The sequence below is a fragment of the Candidatus Nitrosopumilus sp. genome (assembly GCF_965223225.1).
Taxonomy (GTDB): domain Archaea; phylum Thermoproteota; class Nitrososphaeria; order Nitrososphaerales; family Nitrosopumilaceae; genus Nitrosopumilus.
This window is the reverse complement of the sequence record NZ_CBDCVU010000004.1, coordinates 533,697-546,856: the sequence shown is the minus strand read 5'-3', so window position 1 is coordinate 546,856 and position 13,160 is coordinate 533,697. Positions and strand designations below refer to the sequence as shown.

The following is a 13,160-nucleotide window of genomic DNA, read 5'->3' as shown; positions in this document are numbered from 1 at the left end:
TGATTAAAATATGATGAAATACTAATTTTTAGGGAAAATTCATCAATTTTTTCAAGCCTAGACTTATTCACAAAATTCAAAATTAGCATACATATTAGAAAAGAAATAAAGAATTCGATCAAATAGAAAGAATAAAAAAAATAAGATCAAATTTTTTAAAATCTAGGAATTTTCTGCAACAACATATGTTTAAACAAGATTAGGTTTGAGAGAAGAGATGGAATTCATTCAAGAAGATGAACCTGTTGTAAAAAAACCAATAGTAATTGCAGCAATGCAAGACATGGGAAATGTTGGTAGTATCGTAATAAATTTTCTAAATGATTCCTTAAGAACAAAAACTTTCAGGACAGCAAAGACATCGTATCCAACATATGTAGTTGATAAAGGAGGATGCATTGATGTTCCAAATGAGAGTTGGGAATACAGATACACAGAAGATCTTATAATTTTTGGTGGAGGGAAAGGTCAACCTCAAAATAACAATGAGTTAAACGCATTATGCCAAGACGTAATAGACATTGCAAAAAAATATTCTGCAAAATTTATCTATACATTAGGAGGGTTCCACACTAAAAGGAGATTCCAGAACACTCCAAGAACATACATAACTACAACATCAAGGGAATTAACAAAACAGATGGAAGGATTAGATATGCAGACTACACCACAAAAATCTATAATTACTGGATTTAATGGCTTGATTTTGGGATTTGCAAAACAAAACAAAATACACGGAATTGGTATGTATGGAGAGTTAAATGAGCCTGAAATTCCACAATACAGATCAGCAATAAGCATCATCAAAACACTTGAAAAACTAACCTATAGAAAATTAGGAGATACAAGCCATCTAGAAATAATGGCCCAAGAAGTGGAAAGAAAGTTTAGAAATTAGGGTTAGTGAGACTTTCCAACTTCATGAGGTTCAGTATTTTCATCATGACAATCACAAGAACAAAGGTAAGTTTGATGATTATTCATACAGTCTATACACTCATAGTGTTTACGAGTTTCACATGCAGCGCAGATCATCAAAAATTATTAAACAACAGATGAATTTGAATTTTTTCTAAGCCAATTCAAACTAGTATTTAATTTGGCCATACCCAAGAAGGTTTTGAGTCAGTTCTACATATCTTTGTGGATCGATTTCCTTTGCAAAACTTTTGTCTATATTTATTAGATAAATAGAATGCAAACGAGCATTTAGAATATTTTCATAGGATATAGGCGGATTTTTGTAATAAAGATCACAAAGAGATTTTACAGAATCTATATCCTCAGGCTTTCTTGCACTTGGGGGCAGCATAAAGATTTTAGGAATAGGTAAAATTCCAGTAACAGGAGTAGCAAGAGAAAATTTTGAGCAATATTGGCTATATCTTGCAATTTTACTCATAATTCGAGCTGCAAAATAGTCAGTAGTATCCATAGCATGCTCAGGTGGGGTAAATCCAGTCTCAATCTCAATAATAGTGTCACCGCCTCCCTTTTTTGCATAAATATCGCAAACAAGAATGTCAGAAACGCTTTTTTCAACATCAACAGCATATCCTCGGGAAATGAGATTACTTGCACATATCAATTCCAGAATGGAGTGATTGATTTTTACCAAATTTTTCTTATACATTCCAATAAGTTGCAACCTAACATAGTCAAGTTTTGGAAAATCAGATTCGCCTACATGCTTAGATAAGCTATTAGTCATAGCAGAAACATCTTTTTTGAATTTTTCCAAGTCCATTAAAAAGAATAGAGAGTTTCAGGGTTTAAGAATTGGTAGTAGAAGAGAATAGACCATAATAAGCAAATACAGTTACTTAAAAAAAATTGAAAAAAAGCAAATTTTTTTTCATACTGGATTTTAACAATTCAAAATGAAAGCCAAATCGTGCACAAAATTACTCTAACAGCATTAACAGTAATGTGTGCTTTATCGTTTTTTGTGGGAATTTCAACTAATGCCAATGCAGAACTCTGGGAGTTGATTGTAATTTCAGAGGTTGACAAAGGAGCAATATATCAAGGAGAATCAGTGAAAATTAAAGGCAAGATAGTTGATCATGCCTATGAGCCTATTAGAGGGGCAGAAGTGCAAGTAAGAACAGGGACAGATACAATAAAGACATTCACTGATCCATATGGTAAATTCACAGCAGAGTTTAAGGATTTTAAGAAAACCCCAGGAACTTACAAAATCAACATAGTAGCAACATGGTATGAGATGATGGGTCTTACCAGTATGGAATTTCAAGTGAAAGGAGAAGTAACACCAATATCTGCATTACAAGAAAAATTATCTACAGAACAAGCTAGAAAATATTTAGGCTCAAAAGAAACAGATTTTGAGAAAGACCCAATAGGTCAAACATTATTCAAGTATTACCACAAACTTCTTGTAGAACTAATTGAGGAGAAGAGCAAATTGAGAGAACCTATTAAAGATCAAATTTACTTGGAAGAGCAAAGAACCATAGCAGAAAACATTAGGAAAGAAAAATTAATTGAATCAAAAGTAGGTGCTGGAATTTATGAAGGATATTTCTATGACAGTTATATTCAAAGTCTCAATCCAGAAATAAGAGAAACAATAGCATCACAAATGAATTTTACAAAAAATATGTTTAAAGAAGCTCAAATGATTCAAGATGAAATTATTGCGAGTGGAGGAACATTTGAAGAAGCAAGAAAAGCATACTTGGATAAAATTTCAATATCCAAAAAAGAATTAGAAAAATTCAATGAAGAAAATTCTGAAGAGATTCCTGAAAAAAATCAAGATGAAAAAGAATCAGAAAGAATAGAAGAGGTTCAAAATGAAGACAAAGATTCTCAGAATGATGAATAATTGATAAATTCTATGTTGAGTTTATAACATGATTTAGAAAAGAAAAAAAATGAAAATTGCATATCAACACCTTGTCTAAAATGGAGAGGAAGGGTACATTCTATTTCCTACAAACTCACATTATCGATTTTAAAGAAAAGAAGTTGGCAGATATGTAAGGAATGTAGTTTTTAGCAAAGTTCTGAAGATTTTAAAAAATTGATTCGCAGTACTTGAATTGATTTTCAACCCTGTAAACAATTTTTAAGGTAAAATAATCTATTAAAATATTGAAAATATATCACAAATCATCTTGTATTACATGTAAGAAAACAATTTCAGAACTAGAAAGATTGAATTCAGATATTGAAAAAAGGGATTTTTTCAAAGACCCATTATCAGAAAAGGAACTTACAAAAATATTGAAGTTAACAGGTAAAAAGCCATCAGAACTTATCAGAAAGAGAGACAAAATGTACAAACAGTTGAATCTTGAAAATAACGAAAAAACAGAAACAGAGATCATAAAATTAATGGTGAAATATCCGGGTTTGATCATGAGGCCAATCATAGTAAAAGGAAATACCGCCGTTGTAGGAAAGCCAAACAAGACATGAAAAATAAATCATTTATCAGACTGTGTTTCTTTGAATATACGTATGGCCTCAAGATGAGAGCAATTTGCTTTTAATCCCTTGCCATGATGAAATTTATAGAAATTTTTGAATCCAGGGCATTCACATGTATCAGATGTTACAAAATAAGATTTAGTTGGATCAGATAGAGATTTTATCTGAAATAAATCATCTTCAATTTGAGCTACGCCACCACTCTCAACTAATTTTTTTGCTTTTCTAATTGTATTTGCACTCATAATATCGCCTGTACTTTGTTATCGTTATTTTTTATTTTTTTAATTTTTTCATGGTATTTGCCCATTCCTTATCCTCTTTTGCCATAGCATTCTCATAAAGCAATTCAAATGTCCATTGAATAATTTCACCCCAAATTGCTTTTAGCGATTGGTCATCAGTCCATAAAATACTTGTTTTGACTGCATTCATAGCTAGGATATTTTGAGCATTCGCAGTTGGATCTTTATTCCATTTTTTTAAAACACGATCACAGAAATTCAATATTTCAGGTTTTGTTAGATTCAGTACATCTGGATCAAATTTTGTTTGCGTCATATGAGTATATGAGTAAACTAAACTATAACATTTTTTAAATTAAAAAGAGATTTAGATAATACAAGATAACAAATATTTCAAATTTCGATCAGTATAAAATTCAAAAAAAATAACGACAATCATTAGTATTACCTGTACTCAGAGTCAGTATGCAGTGTATTGGCAATTGTAAAAAATACAAATCAAAAATCAATACATATGAAGGAGGAAGGTACGAACAGGGACAAAAAAGATGTCACAAATGTGAGACATTCATCACGTGGGAAGGATTATGGTGTCCATGTTGCGGACATCTATTAAGAACAAAACCCAGAGCTACAAAACCAAAAAGAAGAATCTCATTAATGAGAAAGAGGAGAAAAGAGGACTTTTTAGAATACATCACAAGTTACAAGAAATAGTTTTGGAAAATATTGATCAATAATAATTACAGGCAAATAAGAGATAAAAAGAAAAAATCACAAATCTGAAATTATTTGTACTAATGAACGAGATGAATTTAGATAATCATTATAACCTGTTTTTCTCATTTTAGAGTGTGGGATTAAAACGGTATATCATAACAAGAGGAATTACAATGTTTGGGGTGTTAATGATCACATTATTCATCACAATAGCACTAGTAGGTTCCAACATGGATACAATACTCAAACAAGGAATTACATTTCAAGTGCGAAGTGAAATTACCGAAAATCCCGGAATAGCTAAAAGTTTTTCAACAGTAGAAGAATTTGAAGAATTTGTACAGAATAGTATTGACCAACGGATTAAGGAAACAGGGTTAGATCAGCCATGGTATTCACCAAAAAGAATAGGATTAACAATGTACAAGATTTTATTATTAGATTTTGGGCATGCGACATTTCTGAGTAGTGATTCTGGATCATCGGATGTAAAAGACATAATTTTTGAAAAACTGCCAAGAACAGTGTTATTATTTACAAGTGCCACAATAATCATCTCAATCATAGGAATTTTTTTGGGATCAATTTCAGGAAACAAAGTAGGTTCATTAGTAGACAGATTTACGTCAAGTTTTGCAATAATTAGTTCCAGTTTTCCAGTATGGTGGATAGGAATGTTAATGATATTTTTATTCTCCTTTACATATCAAATCTTTCCTTCAAGAGCTACACCAGATATTGGTCCATCAGAACCTGGATATTTGGTTGCTTTACTATATCATATGACATTACCAATAATAACAATCGTAATGATAGGATTTGGATCTTGGGCATATCTTGTAAGAAATTTCATGGTGGGAATAATGCAAGAAGACTATATCATTGCAAAAAAAACAATAGGAATCAATCAGAAAAAAATTGTATATTCACATGCTCTAAAAAACGCTGCACCACCAATTGTCACCATTTTAGCTTTGAGTCTATCAGGATCACTTGGTGGAGCAATAATCACAGAAGCAGTGTTTGATTGGCCAGGAATGGGAAGACTGTATTTTGAGGCAATCACAGTGATGGATCTACCAGTAATCATTGGTGCAACATACATACTTACTGTATTTTTTCTAGTCAGCATATTCATAGCAGACTTGCTTTATGGTTACTTTGATCCAAGAATCCGCACCAGTACTAACACTTGAATCTATTTGTAACGCATTATCGGATTGAATCTTTACTAATTTGGACCATAATTGCGTTGAATCTGACTCTCATTTCTTCAAATCACGTCTTGTTCAAAGAATTCAAGAATGCAAAGTATTGCATGAGAAAAATTGTTGAAAATCAGATAACGAGAAATGTTTATTTGATTCCAAATTGAACATGATCAATTTCGATTGAACCATAGCTAAAACCTACATACATTTGTTTAATTCCTTTATCATATATTGCTCCAACAAATAGATCATCAGATGTAGGTGGCCCAATATTCTGGTGAGGAATAATTTGATTTTGGACCACTTTACCATCAACATCCATAACCATAAACATTAATTCGACATTTTCAGGACTGTTCTCTGCCCAAGTATTGTCAGTAACAACAATTCCAACATGAGTGGGTAAATCACCAAGAAGGTTTTCATCAAAGGTAAAAATTAGATAGTTGTTATCTTTATCTGAATGATATGAATGTCCAGAATAACCATCACCATCAATATTTCCATCATCACCATCTACCGAACTAACGGCTGTTGCAAATTCAGGATTTAAGATTCGGCCTACATTTACACTGACGCCCTTTACTTCCCATTCATTTTCCTCAAAATCTTCCAACTCAAACAAAGTCAAATCAGATTCAATATTTGCAAAGGGAGAATCAGAAAATGAAGAGTACCCTGATTTTAAAATTATTTTTTCAGGCATTTCCGACATACAAACATCATTAATTATTTCACCTTGTGGACAAACGTTTTCTTTAAACTCGTCAAATTGCATTTGGAGATTATTTTTTTCTTCTTCGTAATTATCAAGTTCTGACTGCTTTAACTGAATTTCTTTTTTCAAATTATCCACCTCTATTTGACTATTTTCAACAGTATTATCAGATTTTCCAAAAATAAGATTTTCAGTTTCCTTATTCAAATCGTCAATTTGTATATTCAGATCATCAATTATGTTATTCAAATCGTCAATTTGTGTATTCAAAAATGCCACCTCAGAAATATGTGTAGTTAATTGTTCTTCAAGATTAGACTTGGTGTTTTTTCCCTCTTGTAATTCTTTCATTAATTGTTTATTGTCATTGTTTAACATCATCTTTTCTTCAGTTAGATTATTGTTAATTGATTTTAGAGATTCGACAGATCGGTTTAATATCTCAATTTTGTTCTCAAGTTCATCACTGTTGATAATAGTCAAATAATGAAAAAATCCTGCAATTGTAAATCCAATTATTATAGAAATGCCGAGAACAGAAATAGGAGACAAGAGTAATTTTATCTTAATATCATATATTTAAATTTTCAAATAGTATTACTTCCGGTTCATCTCTACAACTTACCACCACAAAAGTGGCAGGTAACTATGTTGTTATCTGTCAAAGAACCCCTGCCGCTTTGCCTTGAGAATCGTTCCCATACTGTCAATACACTCAATCACTTCATCAAGTCTTGAAATGACAGAGTCATCATAATCCATGGCAAATGTATTCAGTTCAACATCCAGCAGAATCTCCCGAGCCCTGTCAAGCACATAGTCATCCGGAATGTCTTCTCTGAGCAGTCTGAGAAATCTTTTCAGATCATCCTTACGGTGTGTTTCGATGATGTCACAATAGTGACCTGCAATGAGTTCTGTTTTTTTCTGTTCATCTTGACTGGAAAGTTGTGATGCCTGTTCCTCATACTTTTTGTCACGGGATGAATCAGGTACCTTCTCCAGATATTTTGGAATCAGTTTTGTCGACAGTCTGACCTTTGGATACATCATTATGCTGTCACCATTTCCTTTTCGTCTTCAAGTTCATCAAGCAACAGTTGTGCCTTGACGTAATCCGGTTGCTTGATTGCATCAGCTGCTGCCTGTGCCTCATCAAATCTCTTGATGAAATCAAGTGCCTCTTCTATTTGGTCACAGTATTTCATGGCATCAATACCAGTGTCAAAGCCGTCTGCGATGACGGCCCATCTGTTTTTTTCGGACTGGATGATTTCGAAAGGCATCAATCTAGCAGCCTCCTTCGTTGAAGCTCCAGGTGGGCTGCGATGCGGATGTCCGGATCAAAGCCTCCGCGGTCTGAGACGACCTTTTGGAGAAAGGCACTGTTGGACTTGTAAACAATGCCCAGAATTTTCTGTTTTCTTGGTGTGATTTGGTTGATTGTTTTTTGCATAATAGTATATTGTCGGGCCGACATAAATAAGTGTCGGTTCCGACATGCTTATTAAATATCGGTACCTACAATAGGTAATGATTAAACAAGAATTGAAGCTTCAAAAACAATTTGATAAAAAACGAGAGACGAAGAAAGGTATTACTGAATATCATAAGTATGTGTTTGTCATTCCCCCAGACGTCATCAAGCTGATGGGTTGGGACGATGACAAGCTAAAGGACGTGGAGTTTGAGGCAAAGGCCCATCCGAAGACAGGCAAGCTGACGATTGAGAGGAAATAATAGTAACTCATAACTACAAGCCCTCTTTGAATCATAGTAGTGATATCTGTATTAAAATTCAGTTTCATTTTAGGTATGCTTTTTGTGGTTGCAGTACCAATGTCTTTTGCACAAGAGTCCACAGATAACGCACCCACAAAGACACCTTTCGATAACAAAGTAACAATCACACCGGCCCCAGGTTCAGGCGCACTAGGATGTGAGCAGACATCTGACGGATGTTATTATCCTAAGACTGCCTTTGTGGAAGCCGGCGGTATTGTTGTTTTCAAGAACACAGACACTACAGCTCACACATGGACAGCCGGTGATCCTGATGGAGGACCATCAGGTGAGTTTGACACAGGTCTGCTCATGGTAGATAACTCATACAAATGGAAAGCAGAAACCATTGGAGAGATTGAGTATTTCTGCATGGTACATCCGTGGATGAAAGGTGTAATTATGGTTGGTGAAAAATACAATGATACTCCTCAACCTCAACAACCACCAACATCAACTGAAGTAGACAAATTGTTAATGGAAAACAAGAGAATGCAAAATGAAATTACAGAACTGAAATTGGAAAATAAAGAACTAAAGAATGAGATAAACAGACTTAGAGAACAGATTACTTCCATGTCTGGAGAATTTATAGAAATGATAAAGACACAGATGGAATGGTTTAGAGGACAAATCAGTTCTAAGTAAATCGCGCTGATGCATTAAATGAATACCAACTACCATCTGAATTTCTTACAAACAATCTTGCGTTGTCAGTACCCGGAGTTGTCGGTTCATCAAGTCCCGCCGCACCTTTGTGATCACCAAACTCCGCGTCAAGCTGTGCAGCTGTTGGTGAAGTTACCATGTTATGTGTTGGAATTGCCATCATACCACTTGTACCGACTGTAAATGAAACATTATCCTCTACTGCAATTCCAAGCTGGTTGACAACAGGATAGACCTTCAAGTCGGTGCTTCCGGATTCCTGACCAAACAACAGATCCGATGCAATCCGCGTGTTTACCTTGTGACTGTGAGACTTTGAGCTTATATGCTCGAAATACGATTCCCTAGTCAATGGCTTGTCAAGGTATGACGACGACATTACGGTATTTTTGTGGCATTTTGGCTAATAAGCATTCAAAGGGTGAGTATGAATGCGAACACTTTGATCCAAGGGTGAAGACATCCCAATGAGTAGTTTCACCCCAAATGAGATCAGACAAGAGTTTCTCAAAAGTAAAATCGGGTTAGCAGGCATAGCAATTTTGACTATTCTCATAATCACCTCAATTGTAACCATTGTTTTAATTCCGATTGACACATTTCAAGAATGGAACAATCCAAGCAACTGGATTTCAAATCCAAAAATTGCTATGCCAATTTGGTTCAATATGTTATTGATTGAAAAGATTCCAGAGCATTTGATTTTGGAAAATCCAATAGTTCAAACAATTTCAACAGGAGATACGCATCTAACATCTCATGTATTTGAGTTTATTTTTGAGTATGACCAATTTCCAAATGATTTCATCTATGAATTTTCATCAGAATATTCAGGATCGCCGTTATTGCAAATATCTGTAATTAGACCAGACGGAATTAAATTTAATTTAGTATCAACCTCAATGCCACATTCAGATTTAGAAAAAAGTCACAGTCAGAAAATATTTTCTACAGATTCCAGCATAAAGAAGAACATAACATTACAGTCAGAAAATTTTTCTTTTGAATTAGATAGAATGTCATCTGAAGATATTTTATTTTCAAAAATGGATAAAAATGAACCACTGAAGGGAAACTACATCTTTGTCATAGATATGTACAGTACAAATACAAACAATCAGATTTCAGAATCAAAATTAATCATAGGTGGAAAAGCCTTTGGAATCATGGGAACAGATGAGTTACGTAGGGATTTAGCAATTGGCTTGTTATGGGGAACACCCCTTGCTTTGTTTATTGGTCTTGCAGTATCGATTGCATCAGTTGTCGCAGGATTACTTTATGGAGTTTATGCAGGATTCAAAGGAAGAAAGACCGATGAAGTGATGATGAGGTTCAATGATGTGGTATACGCTTTACCAGCACTACCCTTTTTGATCATATTATCAGTGACGATAAGCAACAGTATCTTTGTCATGATAGGATTTCTAATGATATTTGGTTGGGTAGGAATAGCAAAAGTTACCAGAAGCATGTCTCTTCAAATTAAGACCAAGGGATATGTAGATGCAGCAAATATGATGGGTCAAAAAAACTCCAAGATAATTCTCAAGCACATATTACCACAATTGTTGCCTTATGCTTTTGCAAGCATAGCAATTTCAGTGCCAGCTGCAATCACCACAGAAGCGGGACTTAGTTTTTTGGGTTTAGGAGACCCAACATTTCCCACATGGGGACAAATTCTTCATGACGCAAATACATTTGGTGCAGCGGCTAGAGGATTATGGTGGTGGATTGTTCCGCCAGGAATCATGATTGCAATTACAGGTTTGGCATTTGTGTTTATTGGGAACGCACTAGATGCAATAGTGAATCCAAAGTTAAAACGATGATCAAAAGTAGCTTCGTATTATTCCTAACGCACTATCACTCAATTTGATGGTATAAACCAAAGAGTTAGGATCGTCTTTTGTTTCAGCAAGAGTTTCTGCAAATTTTGTTTTTTCCTCTTCAGTTGCTCCTGCATCGTGTGCACATAGATTGAAGGCCTTGAGGTTCAAATTATTTTCAAGCAAGTGGGAAATGAATTTTTTGTAATCTTCAGTATTTGTCCAGGGAATATTTTTTTCGCCACACGCTGCAATCCAAACATCAACCGAATTGTGAAAAATTACTTTTTTACGTATATCATCAAGGGACATTTTATTTCAGTCAGAAATCAGCACGTTGCATTTTTGAGCCACAGCGTGGACATGAACCACCCTTGTGTTTATTGTTGCATACAAGACAAACATATCTAACACCGCCAGAGCCAGCATTAGAGCCCATTCCAAAGAAGCCTCCACCGCTTCCACCTCCAGAGCCAGAACCGCTTCCACCATAACCACGCATACGATTCATGTATTTTCTTCTCAGCAATAATGGAAATGCAATAAAAATTGCCAGGGCAGCACCTAATCCATATGGGAAAGGAAGAATCATCTGCAAACCTATGCTTATTGCAAGTGAAGCAAATAGAAATGTCAAATACGACTTATAATTAAACAATACATTATCATTACTTCGAAAAAAGCTTATAAAGTTTTGTCAATTTTTTTGGGCTTTGATTAAAAAGTAATCTAATCAATGGCAAGAGGAACAGAATTGCCACCACTATCCCATGCAAAAATTGAATCATCATCATAAGGAGATGTTACAATTAGCAATATCAAACCAAAAAAATTATTGAGATCAGTAACAGAAGGTTCAGCACTTCCACTAGGATGAGAATGCACTATACCGACATAGCTCATATCAAAAGGTAAAAAAGAATGAGGAAAGCCTGCAAAGGTAGAACCAGTATAATCAAACGGAGGAACAACTAGTCCATCAATTTTGATTTCGCCGTTTTTGGACTTTCCTTTCAGAATCAGAATCCCTTCATCGGGATGCTTCATCTGACAATAAGATAAAATGCTATCTAGAACATCTTTTCTTAACAAAACTTTACGTTCAAATTTTTTCTTTTTCAGGAACATACAGATAATTGATTTCAGAGCTAATTTAGTTTTAAGATGAAGATAATACAGTGTATCTGGTGTTTGAGAGTGTCCTTAGATTAGATTCGATTTCAGAAATAAGTCGCGGAATTTTTGTTTTTATTTCAGAAAGATCATCTTCAATTGAACTAAACTTGGTTGTAAAATCTTCTTTGTCAGAAAGGTGTTTAGAAAGATCTGTTTCCAGGGAGGTTAAGTTTTGAGGATAAGATGAATTTAATTCATTAGTGAGCCGTTCTTGCTCCTCTAAAAATTCAGACACATTTTTGGCAAATTCATCAAGCATTTCTTCTGTTTCAGTTATGTAAGAAAGAGATTTTTCAACATCTTTTACAGAGATAGAACCAGCAGAAATTGCTTTTCGTACATTTTCCAAGATAATAATCACGTTGTCTTTATTTTTAGGAAGAAGGGCATCAAACGGGTTCTCCACTAATTGAGTCAAAAGTATTTTTTGATCCTTTTCTAACGAGGAGCCGTACTCATATCTCCCAAGAGGTCGAGAGATCTTTGTAAACTGAGAATCAATGTCATTTTTTATCTTTAATTTTTTTTCATTAAATAATTCAAGTTTGTTTTTTAAATCAAGATAGTTTTTGTATTCATCAGATGACTTTGTTTGGTCAATATCCTTTTCAAGCTTTGAAATTTCTTTATCCAATAAATTTAGGCGTTCTATAAAATCAGAATGTTTTTTTACTTTTTCAATTTTTGAATTTTCAAGTGATTTGATTTGTTTTATCTGATCATTTATTTCTGAAGCAAGTAGGTTGGTGGAATCGTAATTTTTAATCAGTTTGTCAATTTCAGAATGGTTAGAATTCATAACTTCAAGATTATCTTTTAGTTGACTGGCATATTTTTTTGCAAAGATGTGAATTACTCGAGTTTGTCGTCCCAACACATCTCCAACTTTTTTAAGAATTTGATTTAAAGAAGAATTTAGTTTCTTTACGTCATCAATAGAAGATAATTCAGGTAGATGGGTAACATCTTTTTTTATCACATCTATAACCTGTTTTTTTCCTCTGACTACAATTATTGCAAGATGTTTATCAATATCATCAATTTTAAGATTATCTTTTGAGAGTAAACTACCTATTTTGATTAATTCATCAATTAGTGGTTGGGTACTATTTCTCAAATGTTTTATCTCAGATAGCGTCTGAGTTGTACGTAGTTGTTGAATTTCAGAAACAGTCGTAGGTACATCAGATAAGGAAATTTCTTTACTTTGAGGGGTAGGAACGTCAGATTTTTGAGGGATTTCCTTTTGCTTCTTTTTTCCCCATCCAAATACCATTTGGTATTATAAAGAATAAGGGATTAAAAAATGTGTTATAATAAAAATTTAAAACTCTATGAATTTTTTTAA

General features: G+C 33.9%; 19 protein-coding genes. 8 read left to right on the top strand and 11 right to left on the bottom strand.

Translation table 11 applies throughout. The annotated features are described in order from the left end of the window. Nucleotides 1–217 precede the first annotated feature (217 nt). Entirely contained in the window at nucleotides 218–898 is a 681-nt protein-coding gene (locus tag ACOQN3_RS03570) for a PAC2 family protein (protein ID WP_420545113.1), read from the top strand. A 189-nt stretch (nucleotides 899–1,087) separates the two neighbouring features. Here the strand turns inward: ACOQN3_RS03570 and ACOQN3_RS03565 are convergent, their stop codons facing one another. Next, on the bottom strand, nucleotides 1,088–1,747 hold the full coding sequence (locus ACOQN3_RS03565; RefSeq protein WP_420545112.1) for a hypothetical protein: 660 nt from the start codon (nucleotides 1,745–1,747) through the stop codon (nucleotides 1,088–1,090). A 147-nt stretch (nucleotides 1,748–1,894) separates the two neighbouring features. Here ACOQN3_RS03565 and ACOQN3_RS03560 point away from each other — a divergent pair, with 147 nt between their 5' ends. Both ACOQN3_RS03560 and ACOQN3_RS03555 read left to right on the top strand, forming a co-directional pair. Then, nucleotides 1,895–2,851, top strand: coding sequence for a carboxypeptidase regulatory-like domain-containing protein (locus ACOQN3_RS03560; protein WP_420545111.1), 957 nt, complete (start codon nucleotides 1,895–1,897; stop codon nucleotides 2,849–2,851). A 269-nt stretch (nucleotides 2,852–3,120) separates the two neighbouring features. Next, a complete protein-coding gene (locus tag ACOQN3_RS03555) occupies nucleotides 3,121–3,447 on the top strand; it encodes an arsenate reductase family protein (RefSeq protein ID WP_420545110.1) in 327 nt (108 codons plus the stop codon). Between the two features lie 8 nt (nucleotides 3,448–3,455). Here the strand turns inward: ACOQN3_RS03555 and ACOQN3_RS03550 are convergent, their stop codons facing one another. Next, nucleotides 3,456–3,704, bottom strand: a complete 249-nt coding sequence (locus ACOQN3_RS03550; RefSeq protein WP_420545109.1) for a hypothetical protein — start codon at nucleotides 3,702–3,704, stop codon at nucleotides 3,456–3,458. A gap of 31 nt (nucleotides 3,705–3,735) precedes the next feature. Beyond that, nucleotides 3,736–4,020: a hypothetical protein gene (locus ACOQN3_RS03545; protein ID WP_420545108.1), complete on the bottom strand. Its 285-nt coding sequence runs from the start codon at nucleotides 4,018–4,020 to the stop codon at nucleotides 3,736–3,738. Nucleotides 4,021–4,169: 149 nt separating this feature from the next. On the opposite strand from ACOQN3_RS03545, the gene ACOQN3_RS03540 reads away from it, so the two are divergent. Continuing rightward, on the top strand, nucleotides 4,170–4,421 hold the full coding sequence (locus ACOQN3_RS03540) for a hypothetical protein (protein WP_420545107.1): 252 nt from the start codon (nucleotides 4,170–4,172) through the stop codon (nucleotides 4,419–4,421). Between the two features lie 176 nt (nucleotides 4,422–4,597). Then, nucleotides 4,598–5,620 carry an ABC transporter permease gene (locus tag ACOQN3_RS03535; RefSeq protein WP_420546592.1) on the top strand — a complete coding sequence of 341 codons (1,023 nt, stop codon included), beginning with the start codon at nucleotides 4,598–4,600 and terminating at the stop codon, nucleotides 5,618–5,620. 160 nt (nucleotides 5,621–5,780) lie between these two features. Here ACOQN3_RS03535 and ACOQN3_RS03530 read toward each other — a convergent pair whose 3' ends face one another. The 3 genes from ACOQN3_RS03530 to ACOQN3_RS03520 all read right to left on the bottom strand — a co-directional run bounded on the left by ACOQN3_RS03530 (nucleotide 5,781) and on the right by ACOQN3_RS03520 (nucleotide 7,639). Further along, nucleotides 5,781–6,905, bottom strand: a complete 1,125-nt coding sequence (locus tag ACOQN3_RS03530; RefSeq protein WP_420545106.1) for a hypothetical protein — start codon at nucleotides 6,903–6,905, stop codon at nucleotides 5,781–5,783. 102 nt (nucleotides 6,906–7,007) lie between these two features. Continuing rightward, nucleotides 7,008–7,406, bottom strand: a complete 399-nt coding sequence (locus ACOQN3_RS03525) for a hypothetical protein (RefSeq protein ID WP_420545105.1) — start codon at nucleotides 7,404–7,406, stop codon at nucleotides 7,008–7,010. Further along, on the bottom strand, nucleotides 7,406–7,639 hold the full coding sequence (locus ACOQN3_RS03520; RefSeq protein ID WP_420545104.1) for a hypothetical protein: 234 nt from the start codon (nucleotides 7,637–7,639) through the stop codon (nucleotides 7,406–7,408). Before ACOQN3_RS03520 ends, ACOQN3_RS03525 begins: the two co-directional genes overlap by 1 nt. 247 nt (nucleotides 7,640–7,886) lie before the next feature. On the opposite strand from ACOQN3_RS03520, the gene ACOQN3_RS03515 reads away from it, so the two are divergent. Then, complete coding sequence (locus tag ACOQN3_RS03515; RefSeq protein WP_420545103.1) at nucleotides 7,887–8,093, top strand: hypothetical protein; 207 nt, start codon at nucleotides 7,887–7,889, stop codon at nucleotides 8,091–8,093. Between the two features lie 75 nt (nucleotides 8,094–8,168). Continuing rightward, nucleotides 8,169–8,783, top strand: coding sequence for a hypothetical protein (locus ACOQN3_RS03510; protein ID WP_420545102.1), 615 nt, complete (start codon nucleotides 8,169–8,171; stop codon nucleotides 8,781–8,783). Here the strand turns inward: ACOQN3_RS03510 and ACOQN3_RS03505 are convergent. Next, nucleotides 8,776–9,183 carry a hypothetical protein gene (locus ACOQN3_RS03505; RefSeq protein ID WP_420545101.1) on the bottom strand — a complete coding sequence of 136 codons (408 nt, stop codon included), beginning with the start codon at nucleotides 9,181–9,183 and terminating at the stop codon, nucleotides 8,776–8,778. The genes ACOQN3_RS03510 and ACOQN3_RS03505 overlap by 8 nt on opposite strands. Before the next feature lie 88 nt (nucleotides 9,184–9,271). On the opposite strand from ACOQN3_RS03505, the gene ACOQN3_RS03500 reads away from it, so the two are divergent. Further along, the gene (locus ACOQN3_RS03500; RefSeq protein ID WP_420545100.1) at nucleotides 9,272–10,639 is read left to right on the top strand and encodes an ABC transporter permease; all 1,368 of its coding nucleotides are present in this window, start codon (nucleotides 9,272–9,274) and stop codon (nucleotides 10,637–10,639) included. Here ACOQN3_RS03500 and ACOQN3_RS03495 read toward each other — a convergent pair whose 3' ends face one another. The 4 genes from ACOQN3_RS03495 to ACOQN3_RS03480 form a co-directional block, all read right to left on the bottom strand. Next, a complete protein-coding gene (locus ACOQN3_RS03495) occupies nucleotides 10,640–10,948 on the bottom strand; it encodes a hypothetical protein (protein WP_420545099.1) in 309 nt (102 codons plus the stop codon). Nucleotides 10,949–10,958: 10 nt separating this feature from the next. Next, a complete protein-coding gene (locus ACOQN3_RS03490) occupies nucleotides 10,959–11,228 on the bottom strand; it encodes a hypothetical protein (protein ID WP_420546591.1) in 270 nt (89 codons plus the stop codon). A 137-nt stretch (nucleotides 11,229–11,365) separates the two neighbouring features. Further along, nucleotides 11,366–11,764 carry a Mov34/MPN/PAD-1 family protein gene (locus tag ACOQN3_RS03485; RefSeq protein WP_420545098.1) on the bottom strand — a complete coding sequence of 133 codons (399 nt, stop codon included), beginning with the start codon at nucleotides 11,762–11,764 and terminating at the stop codon, nucleotides 11,366–11,368. Nucleotides 11,765–11,795: 31 nt separating this feature from the next. Beyond that, nucleotides 11,796–13,088, bottom strand: a complete 1,293-nt coding sequence (locus ACOQN3_RS03480) for an exonuclease SbcC (protein ID WP_420545097.1) — start codon at nucleotides 13,086–13,088, stop codon at nucleotides 11,796–11,798. Nucleotides 13,089–13,160 lie beyond the last annotated feature (72 nt).

What these genes read in the sequence shown, in the direction of transcription:
- ACOQN3_RS03570 (WP_420545113.1), top strand. Translation starts at nt 218, where the DNA reads ATGGAATTCATTCAAGAAGATGAACCTGTTGTAAAAAAACCAATAGTA.
- ACOQN3_RS03565 (WP_420545112.1), bottom strand. Translation starts at nt 1,747, where the DNA reads ATGGACTTGGAAAAATTCAAAAAAGATGTTTCTGCTATGACTAATAGC.
- ACOQN3_RS03550 (WP_420545109.1), bottom strand. Translation starts at nt 3,704, where the DNA reads ATGAGTGCAAATACAATTAGAAAAGCAAAAAAATTAGTTGAGAGTGGT.
- ACOQN3_RS03545 (WP_420545108.1), bottom strand. Translation starts at nt 4,020, where the DNA reads ATGACGCAAACAAAATTTGATCCAGATGTACTGAATCTAACAAAACCT.
- ACOQN3_RS03540 (WP_420545107.1), top strand. Translation starts at nt 4,170, where the DNA reads ATGCAGTGTATTGGCAATTGTAAAAAATACAAATCAAAAATCAATACA.
- ACOQN3_RS03535 (WP_420546592.1), top strand. Translation starts at nt 4,598, where the DNA reads ATGTTTGGGGTGTTAATGATCACATTATTCATCACAATAGCACTAGTA.
- ACOQN3_RS03525 (WP_420545105.1), bottom strand. Translation starts at nt 7,406, where the DNA reads ATGATGTATCCAAAGGTCAGACTGTCGACAAAACTGATTCCAAAATAT.
- ACOQN3_RS03520 (WP_420545104.1), bottom strand. Translation starts at nt 7,639, where the DNA reads ATGCCTTTCGAAATCATCCAGTCCGAAAAAAACAGATGGGCCGTCATC.
- ACOQN3_RS03515 (WP_420545103.1), top strand. Translation starts at nt 7,887, where the DNA reads ATGATTAAACAAGAATTGAAGCTTCAAAAACAATTTGATAAAAAACGA.
- ACOQN3_RS03510 (WP_420545102.1), top strand. Translation starts at nt 8,169, where the DNA reads ATGCTTTTTGTGGTTGCAGTACCAATGTCTTTTGCACAAGAGTCCACA.
- ACOQN3_RS03505 (WP_420545101.1), bottom strand. Translation starts at nt 9,183, where the DNA reads ATGTCGTCGTCATACCTTGACAAGCCATTGACTAGGGAATCGTATTTC.
- ACOQN3_RS03500 (WP_420545100.1), top strand. Translation starts at nt 9,272, where the DNA reads ATGAGTAGTTTCACCCCAAATGAGATCAGACAAGAGTTTCTCAAAAGT.
- ACOQN3_RS03495 (WP_420545099.1), bottom strand. Translation starts at nt 10,948, where the DNA reads ATGTCCCTTGATGATATACGTAAAAAAGTAATTTTTCACAATTCGGTT.
- ACOQN3_RS03490 (WP_420546591.1), bottom strand. Translation starts at nt 11,228, where the DNA reads ATGATTCTTCCTTTCCCATATGGATTAGGTGCTGCCCTGGCAATTTTT.
- ACOQN3_RS03485 (WP_420545098.1), bottom strand. Translation starts at nt 11,764, where the DNA reads ATGTTCCTGAAAAAGAAAAAATTTGAACGTAAAGTTTTGTTAAGAAAA.
- ACOQN3_RS03480 (WP_420545097.1), bottom strand. Translation starts at nt 13,088, where the DNA reads ATGGTATTTGGATGGGGAAAAAAGAAGCAAAAGGAAATCCCTCAAAAA.